Source organism: Kocuria sp. UCD-OTCP, from assembly GCF_000349605.1.
Taxonomy (GTDB): domain Bacteria; phylum Actinomycetota; class Actinomycetes; order Actinomycetales; family Micrococcaceae; genus Kocuria; species Kocuria rosea.
In genome coordinates, this window is the sequence record NZ_AOSQ01000050.1 from 1 (window position 1) to 14,345 (window position 14,345).

19 protein-coding genes and 1 pseudogene are annotated in these 14,345 nt (G+C 74.1%); 9 read left to right on the forward strand and 11 right to left on the reverse strand.

The features are described 5' to 3' along the window. Positions 1-27: 27 nt before the first annotated feature. Positions 28-1,170, forward strand: coding sequence for an MFS transporter (locus H488_RS32730; RefSeq protein WP_017834458.1), 1,143 nt, complete (start codon positions 28-30; stop codon positions 1,168-1,170). Positions 1,171-1,270: 100 nt separating this feature from the next. Here the strand turns inward: H488_RS32730 and H488_RS0118950 are convergent, their stop codons facing one another. The 8 genes from H488_RS0118950 to H488_RS32760 form a co-directional block, all read right to left on the reverse strand. After that, positions 1,271-1,837: a hypothetical protein gene (locus H488_RS0118950; RefSeq protein WP_017834459.1), complete on the reverse strand. Its 567-nt coding sequence runs from the start codon at positions 1,835-1,837 to the stop codon at positions 1,271-1,273. 194 nt (positions 1,838-2,031) lie between these two features. Beyond that, the gene (locus tag H488_RS32735) at positions 2,032-2,715 is read right to left on the reverse strand and encodes a class F sortase (protein ID WP_017834460.1); all 684 of its coding nucleotides are present in this window, start codon (positions 2,713-2,715) and stop codon (positions 2,032-2,034) included. Positions 2,716-2,738: 23 nt separating this feature from the next. Then, complete coding sequence (locus tag H488_RS32740) at positions 2,739-3,251, reverse strand: excalibur calcium-binding domain-containing protein (protein WP_150110391.1); 513 nt, start codon at positions 3,249-3,251, stop codon at positions 2,739-2,741. A 253-nt stretch (positions 3,252-3,504) separates the two neighbouring features. After that, complete coding sequence (locus H488_RS32745; protein WP_017834462.1) at positions 3,505-4,143, reverse strand: hypothetical protein; 639 nt, start codon at positions 4,141-4,143, stop codon at positions 3,505-3,507. Between the two features lie 3 nt (positions 4,144-4,146). Further along, positions 4,147-4,713 carry a DUF6286 domain-containing protein gene (locus H488_RS36215; RefSeq protein WP_017834463.1) on the reverse strand — a complete coding sequence of 189 codons (567 nt, stop codon included), beginning with the start codon at positions 4,711-4,713 and terminating at the stop codon, positions 4,147-4,149. Next, positions 4,710-5,153 carry an Asp23/Gls24 family envelope stress response protein gene (locus tag H488_RS32750; RefSeq protein ID WP_017834464.1) on the reverse strand — a complete coding sequence of 148 codons (444 nt, stop codon included), beginning with the start codon at positions 5,151-5,153 and terminating at the stop codon, positions 4,710-4,712. Before H488_RS32750 ends, H488_RS36215 begins: the two co-directional genes overlap by 4 nt. A 3-nt stretch (positions 5,154-5,156) precedes the next feature. After that, positions 5,157-5,333 carry a hypothetical protein gene (locus H488_RS37505; protein ID WP_017834465.1) on the reverse strand — a complete coding sequence of 59 codons (177 nt, stop codon included), beginning with the start codon at positions 5,331-5,333 and terminating at the stop codon, positions 5,157-5,159. A 212-nt stretch (positions 5,334-5,545) separates the two neighbouring features. After that, positions 5,546-6,103, reverse strand: a complete 558-nt coding sequence (locus H488_RS32760; RefSeq protein ID WP_017834466.1) for an Asp23/Gls24 family envelope stress response protein — start codon at positions 6,101-6,103, stop codon at positions 5,546-5,548. 407 nt (positions 6,104-6,510) lie between these two features. Here H488_RS32760 and H488_RS32765 point away from each other — a divergent pair, with 407 nt between their 5' ends. The 3 genes from H488_RS32765 to H488_RS32775 are packed head-to-tail and all read left to right on the forward strand — an operon-like array spanning position 6,511 to position 8,064. Next, positions 6,511-7,110 (forward strand): RNA polymerase sigma factor, encoded by a 600-nt coding sequence (locus H488_RS32765; RefSeq protein WP_181372613.1) that lies wholly within the window; start codon positions 6,511-6,513, stop codon positions 7,108-7,110. Further along, the gene (locus tag H488_RS36220) at positions 7,101-7,703 is read left to right on the forward strand and encodes a hypothetical protein (RefSeq protein ID WP_017834468.1); all 603 of its coding nucleotides are present in this window, start codon (positions 7,101-7,103) and stop codon (positions 7,701-7,703) included. Before H488_RS32765 ends, H488_RS36220 begins: the two co-directional genes overlap by 10 nt. Next, positions 7,696-8,064 (forward strand): Asp23/Gls24 family envelope stress response protein, encoded by a 369-nt coding sequence (locus H488_RS32775; protein ID WP_017834469.1) that lies wholly within the window; start codon positions 7,696-7,698, stop codon positions 8,062-8,064. Before H488_RS36220 ends, H488_RS32775 begins: the two co-directional genes overlap by 8 nt. Before the next feature lie 129 nt (positions 8,065-8,193). Here the strand turns inward: H488_RS32775 and H488_RS32780 are convergent, their stop codons facing one another. The 3 genes and pseudogenes from H488_RS32780 to H488_RS38540 form a co-directional block, all read right to left on the reverse strand. Continuing rightward, positions 8,194-9,105: a phosphotransferase gene (locus H488_RS32780; protein ID WP_017834470.1), complete on the reverse strand. Its 912-nt coding sequence runs from the start codon at positions 9,103-9,105 to the stop codon at positions 8,194-8,196. 187 nt (positions 9,106-9,292) lie between these two features. After that, on the reverse strand, positions 9,293-9,448 hold the full coding sequence (locus tag H488_RS38535) for a cold shock domain-containing protein (RefSeq protein WP_237740466.1): 156 nt from the start codon (positions 9,446-9,448) through the stop codon (positions 9,293-9,295). A gap of 65 nt (positions 9,449-9,513) precedes the next feature. Continuing rightward, a pseudogene (locus H488_RS38540) lies at positions 9,514-9,564 on the reverse strand (cold-shock protein); the annotation flags it as partial. A 291-nt stretch (positions 9,565-9,855) separates the two neighbouring features. On the opposite strand from H488_RS38540, the gene H488_RS32790 reads away from it, so the two are divergent. From H488_RS32790 to H488_RS32810, 5 genes are all read left to right on the forward strand, one after another. Next, positions 9,856-10,611 carry a 5-oxoprolinase subunit PxpA gene (locus H488_RS32790; RefSeq protein WP_031283544.1) on the forward strand — a complete coding sequence of 252 codons (756 nt, stop codon included), beginning with the start codon at positions 9,856-9,858 and terminating at the stop codon, positions 10,609-10,611. A gap of 105 nt (positions 10,612-10,716) precedes the next feature. After that, positions 10,717-10,956, forward strand: coding sequence for an acetyl-CoA carboxylase (locus tag H488_RS32795; RefSeq protein ID WP_017834473.1), 240 nt, complete (start codon positions 10,717-10,719; stop codon positions 10,954-10,956). A 3-nt stretch (positions 10,957-10,959) separates the two neighbouring features. Continuing rightward, positions 10,960-12,384 (forward strand): acetyl-CoA carboxylase biotin carboxylase subunit, encoded by a 1,425-nt coding sequence (locus tag H488_RS32800; protein ID WP_017834474.1) that lies wholly within the window; start codon positions 10,960-10,962, stop codon positions 12,382-12,384. After that, the gene (locus H488_RS32805) at positions 12,381-13,289 is read left to right on the forward strand and encodes a 5-oxoprolinase subunit B family protein (RefSeq protein ID WP_017834475.1); all 909 of its coding nucleotides are present in this window, start codon (positions 12,381-12,383) and stop codon (positions 13,287-13,289) included. The genes H488_RS32800 and H488_RS32805 overlap by 4 nt, the downstream gene beginning before the upstream one ends. After that, positions 13,273-14,238, forward strand: coding sequence for a biotin-dependent carboxyltransferase family protein (locus H488_RS32810; protein ID WP_031283545.1), 966 nt, complete (start codon positions 13,273-13,275; stop codon positions 14,236-14,238). The genes H488_RS32805 and H488_RS32810 overlap by 17 nt, the downstream gene beginning before the upstream one ends. Positions 14,239-14,345 lie beyond the last annotated feature (107 nt).

A 14,345-nucleotide genomic window follows, 5' to 3' on the forward strand; every position in this document is an offset into this window, starting at 1 on the left:
CGCGGCCGGTGAAAAGCACTTCGAAAAGTGGTGCTGATCGCGGTCAACCTGCGCGTCGGCTTCGTGACCGTGGGGCCGCTGCTCGAGGAGATCAGCCGCGACCTCGGCATCTCGGCGGGCCAAGCCGGGTTGCTGACCGGGCTGCCGCTGGCCATGTTCGCCCTGTTCTCCCCCGTGGCCCCGGCGGTGGCCGCCCGGACGGGCCTGGACCGGGCCCTGTGGCTGTCGCTGCTGCTGCTCGCGGCCGGGATCGCCGGCCGTTCCGCCCCGGTGGAGGGCGCCGTGTGGGTGGGCACGGCGGTGATCGGCATCGGCATCGCGTTCCTCAACGTGCTGCTGCCCTCGCTGGTGAAGCGGGAGTTCCCGCTGCGCGTGAGCCAGGTGACCGGCGTGTACACGTCGATCCAGGGCGCGGTGGCCGCGGCCGGCTCGGCGCTGGTGGTCCCGATCGCCCACGCCGGGCCGGCGGGCTGGCGGCTGGCCCTGGCGGTGTGGGCGGTGCCGGCCGTCGTGGCGCTGGTGGTGCTCTCGCCCGGGCTGCGGACCGGGAGCTCCGGCCCGGCGGTCCCCGCGGCGGAGCCGGGCCCCTACCGGTCCCCGTGGCGGTCGGCGCTGGGCTGGCAGGTCACCCTGTTCATGGGCCTGCAGTCGGTGGCGTTCTACGTGCTCATGGCGTGGCTGCCGAGCATCGAGCGCAGCCACGGCGTCTCGGCGACCGCCGCGGGCACGCACATGGCGCTGTTCCTGGTGATCGGGATGGGCGCCAGCCTGGGCACCGGGGCGCTCTTGCACCGGCTGGGCGACCAGCGGCCCGTGGCCTTCGCGGGCAGTGCCCTGGCCCTGGCCACCTTCGCGGGGCTGGCCGCCGCGCCGGAGCTGACGCTGCTGTGGATCGTGCTCGGGTCGATCGGCTGCGGCAGCCTCATCGTCGTCGCGCTGTCCCTGTTCAGCCTCCGGTCCACCGACCACCGCCAGGCGGCGGCCCTGTCCGGGATGGCCCAGTCCGTGGGCTACGCGCTGGCCGCGATCGCCCCCGCCGTCTTCGGCGCCCTCTACGACGCCGGAGGGCGGTGGGAGCCGCCGCTGCTGCTCATGGCGGGTCTCATGGCGGTGCTGTGCATCGTGGCTCTCTTCGCCGGCCGGGACCGCGTCATCGGACCGGGCCGCTGAGCGGTCCCCACCGCCCGTCACGGCGGAACGCCGCCCGGCCGCGGCGGCCGGGCGGCGTTCCGGTGGGAACTGCCGGGCGCCCGAGGGGCGCCGGAGCGGATCAGACCATGCGGCGCGGGGTGAACCACTCCTTGACCGGGGCCTTGAACGCGGTGACCAGCCACAGGACGTTCACCACGACCAGCACCAGCCCGAGGAGCAGTCCGACGACCCCCAGTCCGCTGAGGCCGACCAAGGCGGTCGTCACCAGGCCCAGCAGCACTCCGAGGGTGCTGAGGATCGCCAGGACGATGCCGAGCACGCGCGCCCAGTTCTTGCCCTTCTTCAGGAACACGTAGACCAGGGCGTAGAGCGCCAGGGCGAGCACGATGATCCCGACGGAGAAGATCGTCGCCACGCCCTGGGTCTGCTCGATCTGCTCGGCGGACAACCCCGCCTGCTCGTACGAGGCGGACATGTCCGTGCCGGCGGTCGTGATCAGCCCCACCACCTGGTTGAGCAGGTAGACGGCCGCGGAGACGAGGGTCAGGGTCAGGAGCCGCTTGACCTCGGGGGGCGCGGCACCGGGGTGCCCGCCCTGGTGGGCTCCGTACTGGTCGCCGCCGGCCTGGTACTGCGGCGGGCCGCCGCGGGCGCCCTCGGGCTGCTGGGGATAGGGGTTGCTCATGAGGATCTCCTTCGGTGGAACGGCAACGGCACAGGATGCGCCCTCCCATCCTCCCCCGCGGTGTGCGATCGCACCTCCGTCTTCAGAACGAGGCGTGTCCCCCACTCCGGGCCCTGCTCCGCGAGATCGCAGGTGTCGGCGACAGCGGCGCCCCCGGTCGCCGGCAGGTGCCCTCTCGCGGGAGGAGGAAGGGGTCAGGTGGCGAGGGTCGCGTAGACCACGTAGTTGTCGTCGAACAGGCCGGTGGCGGGGTCGTAGCCGTCGCACGTGATCAAGCGCAGCTCCGCCCCGGCCGTGTTGCCGTAGACGGCCCGTGTGGGAAAGGCGTTCTTGGCGTGCTGCTCCCCGCGGTCGACGACGAACACCGCCGTGCTGCCGTCCGCCCGCGTGATCTCCACGGTGTCGCCGGGGGCCAGCCCGCGCAGCCCCGCGAAGACACCGGGCCCGCCGTCGGTCGCGTTGACGTGGCCGAGCAGGACGGCCGGCCCCCGCTCCCCCGGTGTGGGCGAGGACGTGTACCAGGAGGCCGGGGCCCCGGGACCGGTCGGCGGCACCTCCAGCGACCCGTCCGGGCGCAGGCCCAGGTGCAGCAGCTCGGACGAGGCCCCCACCGCGGGGATCCGCACCGCCACGGGCGCGGATCCCGGCAGCACCGGCGGCAGCGCCTCGGGCGCCGGGGCGGCGGACGGTGCGGGAGCCGGTGTGGTGGGCGCGGCCGTCGCACCCGGCACCGGCGTCCGCGCCGGCGCGGCGGACACCGCCGACGACGGGGCAGCGGGCTGCGCGGGGGACCCGCCCGCGCAGCCGCTGAGCAGCAGGAGGACGACCGCCGCAGGGACCAGGCGGCCCCTGCGGCGGTCGGCGGTCGGATCCGGCACGGGGACCGGTCCCTCCGCCCGGCCTACGCCCTGCCGGCGCCGCGCCGGCGCACCGCCACCGCGGCGGCCGCCGCCGAGGCCACCGCCGCCACGGCCAGGCCGCCGGCGAGGACCGGGGCGCCGGGACCGGCGTCCACGGCGGCACCGGTGTCGGCGCCGCCCACGGGCACCTCGCCCACCTGGGTGTACGGGTCCTCGCCGGGCACCTCGCCGGGCTGGGCGTCCGGCCCGGGTCCGGCGCCGGGGACCCAGTCGATGACGGTGTGGCTCCAGCCGCCCGATGCGTTCTCCACGGGGATGCGGGTGGGGTCGTAGGACCACTCGGCGCTCTCGCACACGACGCCGTCGCCGTCGTCGTCGACGAGGCTCGTGCTGTAGCTGACGGAGCCCACCGGGATGTTGTGGACGCCGTACCCGGCGGCCGTGGCGCAGTCGGTGAAGACCATCGCGTCACCGGGCGCGGCTGTCGCCGGTCCTGCCGTCAGGACCGCGAGCCCGATCGCCGCCGCCGCCACGCCCGCTGCACTGTTCTTCATGGTGTTCCCTCGCTTCTGGGAGTGCTGATGTGCAAGCGCATCGTAGGAGGTTCACCACTGCAACGTCACGTGCCGTTTCGTGATGGAAGCCCGGGCGGGGCCCGAGGGCCGGATCACCCGCACGTCCGGGGCGTCCGGGCGCATCGGAACGCATCGTGTGCGTTTCATGACGCGGTGCGCGGCGCGGAGCCGGCGGTCCGCGGCGCCGCCCCCCATCCCCCCGGTCAGGGACAGCGCCGCTGCGGCCGGACGCCTAGTGCGCCGCGGTCTTCTCCGCGCGGGGACGCGTGCCCTGCACGGCCACCTGGGTGTCGCGGGGGGCCGCACGGGCCACGTCCAGGCGGACGGCCACGTGGGCGAGCTCCACCTCGAGGGCGACGGCCACGTCGAGCACCACCGTCCCGTAGACCTGGTCCAGCACCCGGTCGACGGACGCGCCCGGGGTCAGGGTCAGGTCGAGGAGCAGCTCGGGGTCGCGGGCGGAGCCGGCCAGCTCCACGGTGGCCCGCTTGACGTCGGGCAGCTCCTCGCACTGCGCCTGGACCGCGTCGGCGATGACGGACGGCGCGATGCTGACCACGCCGTGGTCGTCGTCGTCCTGGAGCCGGTAGTCCACGGGCCGGTCCCTGGTGGGGACCTGGTGGGCCAGCCACCACAGGGCGACCAACCCGGCGAGGACGGTCAGCGCGATCCCCACGGGCAGGAGGACCTGGTGGACCGGGCCGAGGAGATCCCCCACGGCGGCACCCTCGGCGGGGGCCAGGGCGCTCACGCCCTGGAGGCGTGCGGCCGTTCCGGTGGCGAGGAGCACGAGCCACACCCCGGCGAGGGTCAGGACCAGCCCCAGGACGGTGAGCAGGGCGCGGTTGCGGGTTCCGGAGACGGTGCGCATCGGTCAGCTCCTCTTCTCGGTGACGGACACGGACACCTGCGGGGCGGTGGCCAGCGGCAGGCGGACGAAGGCGTCCTCGGCGACCGTGCGCACCCGGGACGCCAGGGTCCCGGTCTCGCGCAGCGGGGTGTCCACGTGCAGGCGGACGCGGCGCTCGCCCACCTCGGCCCGGACGCGGCCCACGCCGTCGACCCGGGCGGTGCGGGCCTCCAGCAGCCGGCCGAGACCGCGGTGGGTGAGCACGGTCTCCTCGGAGCCGCCGTAGAGCTGCCGGGGCACCTGCACCCGGGCGGCGCGGTACCGGCCGGGAACGAGCCCGCACAGCAGCAGGACGAGGCCCAGCACGGTGAGGACGATGCCGGCGGCGAGCACCCCCGGGTCGGTGACCGGGGTCTCGAGGACGGCCGGGGCGCCGGTGGCGACCGGCTCGGGCCAGGAGCCCTGGGTGAAGCGCAGGACCGCGGCCCAGGCGAGCAGGCCCGCGGCGGTCAGCCCGAGCAGGCCCACCAGCACGGAGGGGACGACCCGGGCCGGGCGTCGGCGCAGGGGCGGGAAGGACGGGGTGCTCACAGCAGTGCTCCTCTCGAGCCGCCGGCTCCGGCCGGGTGCAGCCAGGAGATCTTCACGTCCACCTGCTCCACGTCCAGACCGGTCAGGTCGCGGACGCGGTCGGTGACGTGCGTGCGGATCCGGTCCGCGGTCCGCCGCAGCGGGGTGGGGTAGGCGACCCCGAGGTCGAGCTCGATCACGGCGGCGCGGCCGTAGATGCGGGCGTCGGCCGTGGGCCGCCGCTCGAAGTCGCGGCGCGCGCCGAGGCCGAGCACACCGCCGGAGGCGGCGCCGACGGCGTCCAGCTCCCAGGCGGCCTGCGCCGCGATCTTGGCGACCACGGACGAGGGCACGGTCAGGGTGCCGCGCTCGGCGAGGGCCGGGCCCTGCGCCGGGCCGCGATCGGCGGCGCCGGCCGCGGAGCGTGCCGCCGGGGCGTCAGAACGGACGATGGTGGTCACCGGTCACCTCCGGCCGCGGCCGACGAGCTCGGACAGGTCGAGCTTGCCCTCGAGCACACGGCCGATCAGGAGCCCGGCGGCGCCGAAGAGCACCACGAGCAGGAACTGGGTGAAGGTGCCGAAGGCGACGACCAGTCCCAGCAGCAGGCCCACGAAGAGGGCGGTACGGGAGACAGACACGATGAGGTCCTTTCACGGGACAACGGGGAAGGGAGGTGCCGCGGGCGGGGAGCGGCGGGTCCGGCGGCACCCGGTGCTCGTCCGGGGCAGCCCCGGTGTGGCCCCGTCCGCCGCCCGCCGAGGGGCGGCGGACGGCGGACGGGAGTCGGTGGGCCCGCGCGCCCGGTCCGGGACCGGACGGTCCGGGCACCGGTGGCGCGCGGGCGGGGACGCTACTCCAGCTCGCCGGCCGAGGAGCCGGCGGGGACGCCGCGACCGGCGCCGTCCTCCTCGGGGAGGTGGACGTCGGAGACGTTGACGTTGACCTCGACGACCTCGAGCCCGGTGGTCTGCTCGACCGCCTGGATCACGTTGCGGCGGATGCCGTTGCCGACCTCCACCACGGAGGCGCCGTAGTCGACGACCACGGTCACGTCGATGGCCGTCTGCCGCTCGCCCTTCTCCACGCTGATGCCGCCGGAGACGTTGGTCTGGGAGTTGGGGATGCGGTCGCTGATCGCGTTGAACGCCCGGCGGGCGGCGTTGCCCATGGCGTAGACGCCGGGGACCTCGCGGGCGGCCATGCCGGCGATCTTGGCCACGACGGTGTCCTCCAGCGTCGTGTTGCCGCGGTCCGACTGCAGCGGACCCACCGGACGGCGGGGCTCCAGCGTGGTCGGGGTCTCCCGGGCCTCGTCGCGGCGGCGCTCCTCGCCGGTGCGGGGGATGCTCGCCCCGGACTGGGTCGAGGTGTTCTCGCCGGGACGGGGAACGGAGGTGTTCTGGGCCATGGTGCTTCTCCTCGGTCGTGGAAGACGGGTGGACTGGTCGTGCTCGGGTCGGCCTGCCGACGCCCCCCCCGGTGCGGGGGCGGTCATCGGTGCCGGTACAGGTAAGACCGGCCGTCCTCGCCGTTCGTCACGCCCGTTCGCCGTGATCTGCATCACACCCAGTGGTCGGATCGACGGATGCCGGTCACGACCGCCCCTCATCCAATCCCATTGTCGCTAGATCGTCTAGCTAAATTCCGCCCGGACGTGCATGCTGGTCCGGGCACGCTCCCGCACTTCGGGACGGTGTGCCCGGGTGCGGTCCTCCGACGGCACCGCGCAGGGTGGCCGCACGACCGGGCGACCCCGCCCGAGGAGCGGCACGCGGGCGGCACCGACGACGAGAGGCAGACCTGCAGGTGGACGACGTGGACCCGGGGCAACCGCACGGAGCGGTGGCGCTGGACGAGGACACCCTCGTCGCCCGGGCGCAGGACGGGGACGTCGACGCGTTCGAGCAGCTGGTCGTCAGCTACGAGGGCAGGCTCTACCGGTACGCCTACAACATGGTGGGCAACCGGCAGGACGCCGAGGACATCGTCCAGGACACCCTGATCCGGGCCTGGCGGGCCCTGCCCACGCTGACCACCAACGGCGCGTTCGGCGGATGGCTGTACCGGATCGCCTCGCGCCGCTGCCTGGACCTGCTGCAGCGCGCCGGCAGCCGCGAAACGGACCCGTGGGCGCCCCAGGAAATCCCCGAATCCACGGCCGTGCATGACACAGTGGGTCCACGGTCGCCCTCCGACCCGGCCGCCGTGACCGAGACCCAGCACCAGCTCGACGAGCTCACCCAGCTGGTGCACCAGCTGCCACCCCCGTTGCGCGCCTGCTGGTTGATGCGGGAGATCCAGGAGCGCCCCTACCGCGAGATCGCCCAGGCGCTGTCCGTCTCCGAGTCGACGGTCCGGGGGCGCCTGGCCCGAGCACGAGCAGAACTGGCGAAGGGGATGATGTCATGGCGATAGACGAGAACCCCCGCCTGGGGTGCGGGCGCAGCATCGACGAGGTGTGGCAGAGCATCGACCGCCCGCCGGACGCCCACGAGTTCACGTGCGACCAGTGCCGGGCCGCCCGCGCGAGCCTGCAGACCCTGCGCTCGGTCACGGCCCGCCACCGCTCCCTCGAGGAGACGGCGGGCACGGACCCGGACGAGAGCCTCAGGCCCCGCGCCCGGGTGCGGGAGAACGTCCTCGCCGTGGCGCGCGCGGAGGTGCGCCGCGGCCGGCGCATCCCTGCCACCGTCACCGAGATCGGCCCCGTGCTCGTCAGCGAGCAGGCGCTCGTGAGCCTGGTCCGGCTCGCGGCCGACTCCGTGCCGGGCGTCCGCGCCCGGCGCATCGACATCACCCCGCGGCGGCGGCTCGACGGCCAGCTGGGCTACGACCCCGAGGCCCCCGTCCTCGACGCCGTGACGTGCCGCATCGCCATCTCGCACACGGTCACGGTGCCGCGGGTGAGCGCCGACATCCGCGATCGCGTCATCGCGGTCCTGAGCCGTCACGTGTCCGTGGACCCAGGGGCCGTGAACATCGTTGTGGAGGACGTCTACGATGCCTGACATCGACAGCTCGCACACCCTGCCCACCGGGGCGGACCCGGACGCCGAGGCCGTCACCGCCGCCCTCACGCAGGCCGTGCTCGCCGTGCCGGGCGTGGTCCGGCTCGAGCCGTCGCTGCTCGGCCGCGTGGGCCAGTGGGGCGGCGCCCTGCTGCAGCGCGACGTCCTGCTCGGCGGTCAGGGCCTGGAGCTGGACCTGGCCGGGACCACGGCGGCCGTGTCCGTGGACATCGCCACCGCCCCGAGCCACCGCCTGCGCTCCGTGGCCGAGGACGTGCAGCGCGCCGTGGCCGCGACCCTGTCCGCCCTGGGTCTCACCTGCACCTCGGTGACGGTCTCCGTGCTCACGATCGGCGACTGAGCCTCCACCCGGCCCGCAGCGGCGTCATCGACGTCCGGCACTACCGGGCAGGAGCGTGCGTCGCCGGGTCGGCGACGACGTCGGTGACCACCCCGCGCACGGTGCGGGGACTGCCGATGGTCCGGGCCGTCAGGACGCCGGATCCAGCTGCGCGGCCGCGTGCCGGAGCACGGGACCGAAGTCCGGGCCGGCGCCGGGGTTCGCCGCCAGCGCCGCGACGTACAGGGCGGCCCAGGCGGCGGCGCGGCGCCACACGTCGTCGTCGTACCGGCCGGTGCTGTCCGCGACGGCGCGGAACCCGGAGCGCTGGTCCGCGTCGAAGGCCAGCCACGCGCCGGCGAGGTCGGACGCGGGGTCCCCGGCGCAGACGTCCCCGAAGTCGACGAGACCGTCCAGCCGCCCGTCCCGGTGCACGAGGTTCCAGGGGTGCGGGTCCCCGTGCAGCCAGACCGCCGGCCGTGACCACGGGGCGGCGCGCAGGCCGTCGTCGACGACGCCGCGGAGCCGGTCGGTGCGCCGCGCCCCGAGCAGCGCGGCCACGGCCGGCCAGGACGGGGGCGCCGCGCGGAGCCGCGCGTCGAGCGGGACGCCCCGGTAGGGGTTACGCGGGGCCTCCCCGGGTGCCGGCCGGTGCAGCGAGGACAGGGCCCGGGCCAGGTCCTCCGCGAGCCGCCCGCGCCGGGCGAGCGGCAGGGTCGCGACGGCCTCGCCCTCGATCCACCGGACCACTGACCAGGGCCAGGGGTACCCGGCGCCGGGGCCGCCGCGGAACACCGGCCGGGGCACGGCGATCCCCAGCGCGGCCAGCGGTGCGCCGGCCACGGCCGTCCACCGCACCTCGTGGAGGAGGCACGGGACGGCGGCGCGGCGCACCGGCAGGCGCACCGCGTGAGCGGGGCCGAGCCGGAACAGTGCGTTGTCCCAGCCCTGCGCCAATGGGGTCGGCGTCAGGTCCAGGAGTCCGCGGATCTCCCGCGGCAGCTGCGCCTCCAGCAGGCGGCGCACCTGGGCGGCCGTCGGCAGCACCTCGACCTCGGGCATCCTCCGCCCCTCCTCCCGGCTGCGTCGGCTCGGGCGCACCCCGATCCAGGCTGCCGGACCCGGGACCCGGTGCGGGGGTCCGGCAGAAAAAAACATCGCCACCCGGCCGGAGCCGGGTGGCGATGTCAGGTCGACGCCGGGGCGTTCAGCCCCGCGCCGGAGATCTCACGAGGAGATCAGAGCGTGATCACGCAAGCACGGTGATGTTCGCGGCCTGGGGGCCCTTGGGGCCGTCCTGGGTCTCGAACTCGACGCGCTGGTTCTCCTCGAGGGAGCGGAATCCGCCGGAGTTGATCGCGGAGAAGTGCGCGAACACGTCCTTGGAGCCGTCCTCGGGGGTGATGAAGCCGAAGCCCTTGTCGGCGTTGAANGCGCGAACACGTCCTTGGAGCCGTCCTCGGGGGTGATGAAGCCGAAGCCCTTGTCGGCGTTGAACCACTTCACGGTGCCAGTAGTCATGGGTAACCTGTCTTTCTGGGAAACGGAGCGTCCCCGGCGATCGGGGTGCTCGGGCGTTGCGATGCCTGCCAAAACGTCTTCTCAGAAAAACTGCTGCGCCCGATGTCCGGGCGAACTGCTTGAACTGCAAGAACGAAACTTCAACAACTGGTGATGACTCTACAGGTGTTCGGGGAAAAGCGCAGTGACGGGCCCCACTGCCCCCGCGGACACCCCGCGATCGCAGGGGGATCGCCGGGGGATCGCCCCGAGGCCGTTCCCACGGGCGCGTCGCGTCCATAGGCTGTGACCATGGCCACACCTGAGACCCGCACCCGGCCCACCGTCAACTCGGACATGGGCGAGGGGATCGGCCTGCACCGCTTCGGCAACGACCCGGAGCTGCTGCAGGTCGTGGACCTCGCCAACGTCGCCTGTGGCTTCCACGCCGGGGACCCGGACATCATGTCCGCCACCGTGGCCGCCGCCGTGGCCCACGACGTCGCGATCGGCGCCCATCCCTCCCTGCCCGACCAGTGGGGCTTCGGCCGCCGCGCCATGGTGCTCACCCCGGAGGAGGTCGAGTCCCTGGTCCGCTACCAGGTGGGCGCCCTCACCGGCTTCCTGCTCCAGCACGGGGCGGACCTGCACCACCTCAAGCCGCACGGCTCGCTCTACGGGATGGTCGCCAAGGACCCGGCGCTCATGGAGGCGGTGGCGGCGGTGGCCGCCGACTACCGCGTGCCCGTGCTCGGCATGGCCGGCACCGCCCACGAGTCCGTGTGCGCCGAGCGCGGCGTGCCGTTCGTGGCCGAGCTCTACGTGGACCTCGACTACAACGCCGAGGGCGGGCTGATCATCCAGCGCACGCCCCACGCCACCGACCCGCGCGCCGCCGCGGACCGGGTGGCGCAGGTCCTGGCCGAGGGGGTCGTGCGGGCCGAGGACGGCACGGAGCTGCCGATGCGCTTCGAGTCGGTCTGCGTGCACTCCGACGCCCCGGGGGCGCCCGCGGTGGCCCGCGCCGTCCGCGCGGCGATCGACGCCCACCCGGCGACGGGCACCTGACCCGCCCGGCCGCCGTCGTCCCGGCCTTCCGACCCGGACCCGGAGCTCCCCGACCCGGTGCCCGCCGCCCCCACGTCTCCCCACCCGACCGAAAGGACCCGCACCATGACCGAGATCCAGTCCCCGCTCCCCGGTGTCTTCTACCGCCGCCCCTCACCCGACAAGGACCCGTTCGTCCGGGACGGCGACCCGGTCGAGGCCGGCCAGGTCATCGGTCTCATCGAGGTGATGAAGCAGTTCTCGGAGGTCCAGTCGGACGCCGCCGGCACGATCCAGGCCTTCGAGGTGGAGGACGGCGACATGGTCAACCCGGGGGACGTCATCGCCGTCGTCGCGGAGAGCTGAGCCGTGCCGATCTCCACGCTCCTGGTGGCCAACCGGGGCGAGATCGCGGTCCGGATCCTGCGCTCGGCGCAGCAGATGGGCCTGCGCACCGTGCTGGCCGTGAGCGAGGTGGACCAGGACTCCATGGCGGCGGAGCTCGCCGGCGCCGTGGCCGTGGTGGGCCCCGCCCCGGCCCAGAAGTCCTACCTGAACGCGGAGGCGCTCGTGGCCGCGGCCCTGGAGCACGGGTGCGACGCCGTGCACCCCGGCTACGGCTTCCTCTCCGAGAACGCCGCGTTCGCCCGGCGCGTCCAGGAGGCGGGGCTGACGTGGGTGGGCCCCGCCCCCGACGTCATCGACCTCATGGGCCACAAGACCCGGGCCCTGGAGGCCGCGATCGCGGCCGGGGTGCCCGTCCTCGCCGGGTCCAACGGGCCCCTGGAGGGCGACGACGACGCCGTCCTGGCGCTGGCCCGGGAGGTCGGCTACCCGCTCGTCATCAAGGCCTCGGCCGGTGGCGGCGGGCGCGGCATCCGCCTGGTCCGCGCCGAGGAGGACCTGCTGCGGACCGTCGACACCGCCCGGTCCGAGGCCGGGGCGAGCTTCGGGGACTCCACCGTGTACCTGGAGCGGTTCGTGGAGCGGGCCCGGCACGTGGAGGTCCAGGTCCTCGGCGACGGGCAGACCTTCCTGCACCTGGGCGACCGAGACTGCTCCCTGCAGCGCCGCTCCCAGAAGATCGTGGAGGAGGCCCCCGCCCCGGACCTGCCGGACGAGGTCCGCGAGCGCATCCGGGACTCCGCCGTGAACCTGGCCCGGCTGTGCTCCTACACCGGGGTGGGCACGGTCGAGTACCTCTACGACCCCGTCCGGCACGAGGCGGCGTTCATCGAGATGAACACCCGCCTGCAGGTGGAGCACCCGGTCACGGAGTTCGTCACGGGCGTGGACCTGGTCGCCGAGCAGCTCACGATCGCCTCGACCGGGCGCACGGAGCTGCGGCAGGAGGACATCTCCTTCGCCGGGCACTCCGTGGAGTGCCGGATCAACGCCGAGGACCCGGAGAAGGGGTTCATGCCGAGCCCGGGCACGATCAGCCGCCTCGACTGGCCGGAGGGCTCCGAGTACCGCGTGGACTCCGGCGTGCGCAGCGGCGACACCGTGGCCCCGTACTACGACTCGCTGCTGGCCAAGCTGGTCGTGCACGCCGAGGACCGGGAGACGGCCGTGCAGCGGATGGGCGCGGCCCTGGCCGCCACGCACGTGGAGGGGATCAGGACCACGGTGCCGCTGCTGCGGCGGCTCGTGCTGGACCCGGAGTTCGCGGCCGTGGCGCACCACACCACCTGGATCGAGACCGAGCTGCTGACCGGCCGGGCCGGCGGCACACCCAGCGACGAGCCCGGCGACAAGCCCGGCGACAGTCCCAGTGAGGGGAGCGCACCATGACCGAGACCCTGTACCTGCCCACCGCCCGGTACACGTGGGGCGGTGACGAGTTCCTGTTCGTGGAGTTCGACGAAGCCATGAACCTCACCGCCAACTACCTGGCCACCACCGTGGCGCACGGCCTCTCCGCCCTGGACCTGCCCGGCGTGGTGGACGTCTGCCCCGCCAACGCGTCCCTGCTGGTGCGCTTCGACCCGGACGTCATCAGGGCCGAGGACCTCAAGCGCCGCACCCAGGAGCTCGAGGGGCAGGCCCGCGAGTCCACGCAGTACACCGCCGAGACCCGGATCATCGAGGTCCCGGTCTGGTACCAGGACCCCTACACCGCCGAGGTCGTGGCCCGCTTCCGCGAGGGCTACCACCAGGACCCCTCCGGCACCGACCTCGACTACGCCGCGAAGGTCAACGGCCTCGCGGACGCCGCCGAGTTCATCCGCCGCCACCACGAGTCCCCGTGGCTGGTGTCCATGGTGGGCTTCGTGGCCGGGCTGCCGTTCATGTACCAGCTCGTGCCGAGGGACCGGCAGCTCGAGGTGCCCAAGTACCTCAGCCCCCGCACCGACACTCCCCCGCTCACCGTGGGCCACGGCGGGTGCTTCGCGTGCATCTACTCGGTGCGCGGCGCCGGCGGCTACCAGATGTTCGGCATCGCCGCCGCCCCCATCTACGACCCCGAGCAGCACCTGCGCGACTTCCGGGACTTCCTCATCCTGTTCCGGCCCGGGGACCTCGTGAAGTTCCGGCCGGTCGACGAGGCCGAGTACCGCTCCATCCAGCAGCAGGTCGAGGACGGCACCTGGCGGTACAAGCAGGCACCCGTGACCCTCGACGTCGAAGCCGCGCTCGCCGATCCCGACAGCTACAACCGCACCCTTCTGGAGGCCCTCGATGGCGCTGACGATTGAGCAGCCCGGACTGCTGACCACCGTCCAGGACCAGGGACGGATCGGGTACTACCACGTGGGCATCCCGCAGGGCGGGGCCATGGACCAGGAGTCCGCGCAGGCGGCGAACAAGCTGGTCGGCAACACCGCGGTCGAGGCCGTGCTCGAGTGCACCTACACGGGCCCCGCCTTCACCGTGGACGCCCCGACGACGATCGCCGTGACCGGCGCGGACCTCCCCGTGCTGGTCAACGGCGAGGAGCGCCCGTCGTGGCGGCGGATCGAGCTGGCGGCGGGGGACGCCGTGAAGTTCGGCGTGCTCCGCGGTGGCGCCCGGTTCTACCTGGCCGTCCGCGGCGGCATCGCCGTGCCGGAGGTGCTCGGCTCGCGCTCCACCTACGCGATCGGGCGGCTGGGCGGACTGGACGGCCGGAAGCTGGAGGCCGGGGACGTGGTGCCGGTGGGCGAGCCCACCGGCCTGCTGCCCGAGGTCGAGGAGATCCCGGAGCGGCTCCGCCCGGGCTTCGGGAGGTCGCTGGAGCTGCGGATCATGTGGGGCCTCTACGACCACCTGCTCACCGACGAGGGCCGGCGCCGGCTGGTCGAGGAGGAGTGGAAGCTCACCCCCGTGGCGGACCGGATGGGCCTGCGCTTCGAGGGCCCCGGCGTGGAGTGGATCCAGCGCCGGCAGCCGTTCGGGGCGGGCTCGGACCCCTCCAACATCGTGGACGCCGGCTACGCCGTGGGCTCCATCCAGGTCCCCGGCGGCACCCAGCCGATCGTGCTGCACCGGGACGCGGTCTCGGGCGGGGGCTACGCCATGGTGGGCACCGTGATCTCCGCGGACACGGACCTGCTGGCCCGCGCCGCCCCGGGCACGGCCACCCGGTTCCGCGCGGTGTCCATGGAGGAGGCCCTGCAGGCGCGGCACGAGCGGGCCGAGCGGCTGGAGGAGATCTGGGCGCTGTAACCTTTTCGAATGCTTTTTGAGCTCTCCGAGCAGGAGATCCTCGACTGGTCGCGGGCCAGTATCGACGCGGTGTCCGTACGTGCCAAAAGGGGGGCGAGCTGACCGGC

Excerpts from the sequence above, each read along its gene's own strand:
- H488_RS0118950 (WP_017834459.1), bottom strand. The coding sequence starts at position 1,837 with ATGAGCAACCCCTATCCCCAGCAGCCCGAGGGCGCCCGCGGCGGCCCG.
- H488_RS32740 (WP_150110391.1), bottom strand. The coding sequence starts at position 3,251 with ATGAAGAACAGTGCAGCGGGCGTGGCGGCGGCGGCGATCGGGCTCGCG.
- H488_RS32745 (WP_017834462.1), bottom strand. The coding sequence starts at position 4,143 with ATGCGCACCGTCTCCGGAACCCGCAACCGCGCCCTGCTCACCGTCCTG.
- H488_RS32760 (WP_017834466.1), bottom strand. The coding sequence starts at position 6,103 with ATGGCCCAGAACACCTCCGTTCCCCGTCCCGGCGAGAACACCTCGACC.
- H488_RS36220 (WP_017834468.1), top strand. The coding sequence starts at position 7,101 with ATGGCGATAGACGAGAACCCCCGCCTGGGGTGCGGGCGCAGCATCGAC.
- H488_RS32775 (WP_017834469.1), top strand. The coding sequence starts at position 7,696 with ATGCCTGACATCGACAGCTCGCACACCCTGCCCACCGGGGCGGACCCG.
- H488_RS32780 (WP_017834470.1), bottom strand. The coding sequence starts at position 9,105 with ATGCCCGAGGTCGAGGTGCTGCCGACGGCCGCCCAGGTGCGCCGCCTG.
- H488_RS32790 (WP_031283544.1), top strand. The coding sequence starts at position 9,856 with ATGGCCACACCTGAGACCCGCACCCGGCCCACCGTCAACTCGGACATG.
- H488_RS32795 (WP_017834473.1), top strand. The coding sequence starts at position 10,717 with ATGACCGAGATCCAGTCCCCGCTCCCCGGTGTCTTCTACCGCCGCCCC.
- H488_RS32805 (WP_017834475.1), top strand. The coding sequence starts at position 12,381 with ATGACCGAGACCCTGTACCTGCCCACCGCCCGGTACACGTGGGGCGGT.
- H488_RS32810 (WP_031283545.1), top strand. The coding sequence starts at position 13,273 with ATGGCGCTGACGATTGAGCAGCCCGGACTGCTGACCACCGTCCAGGAC.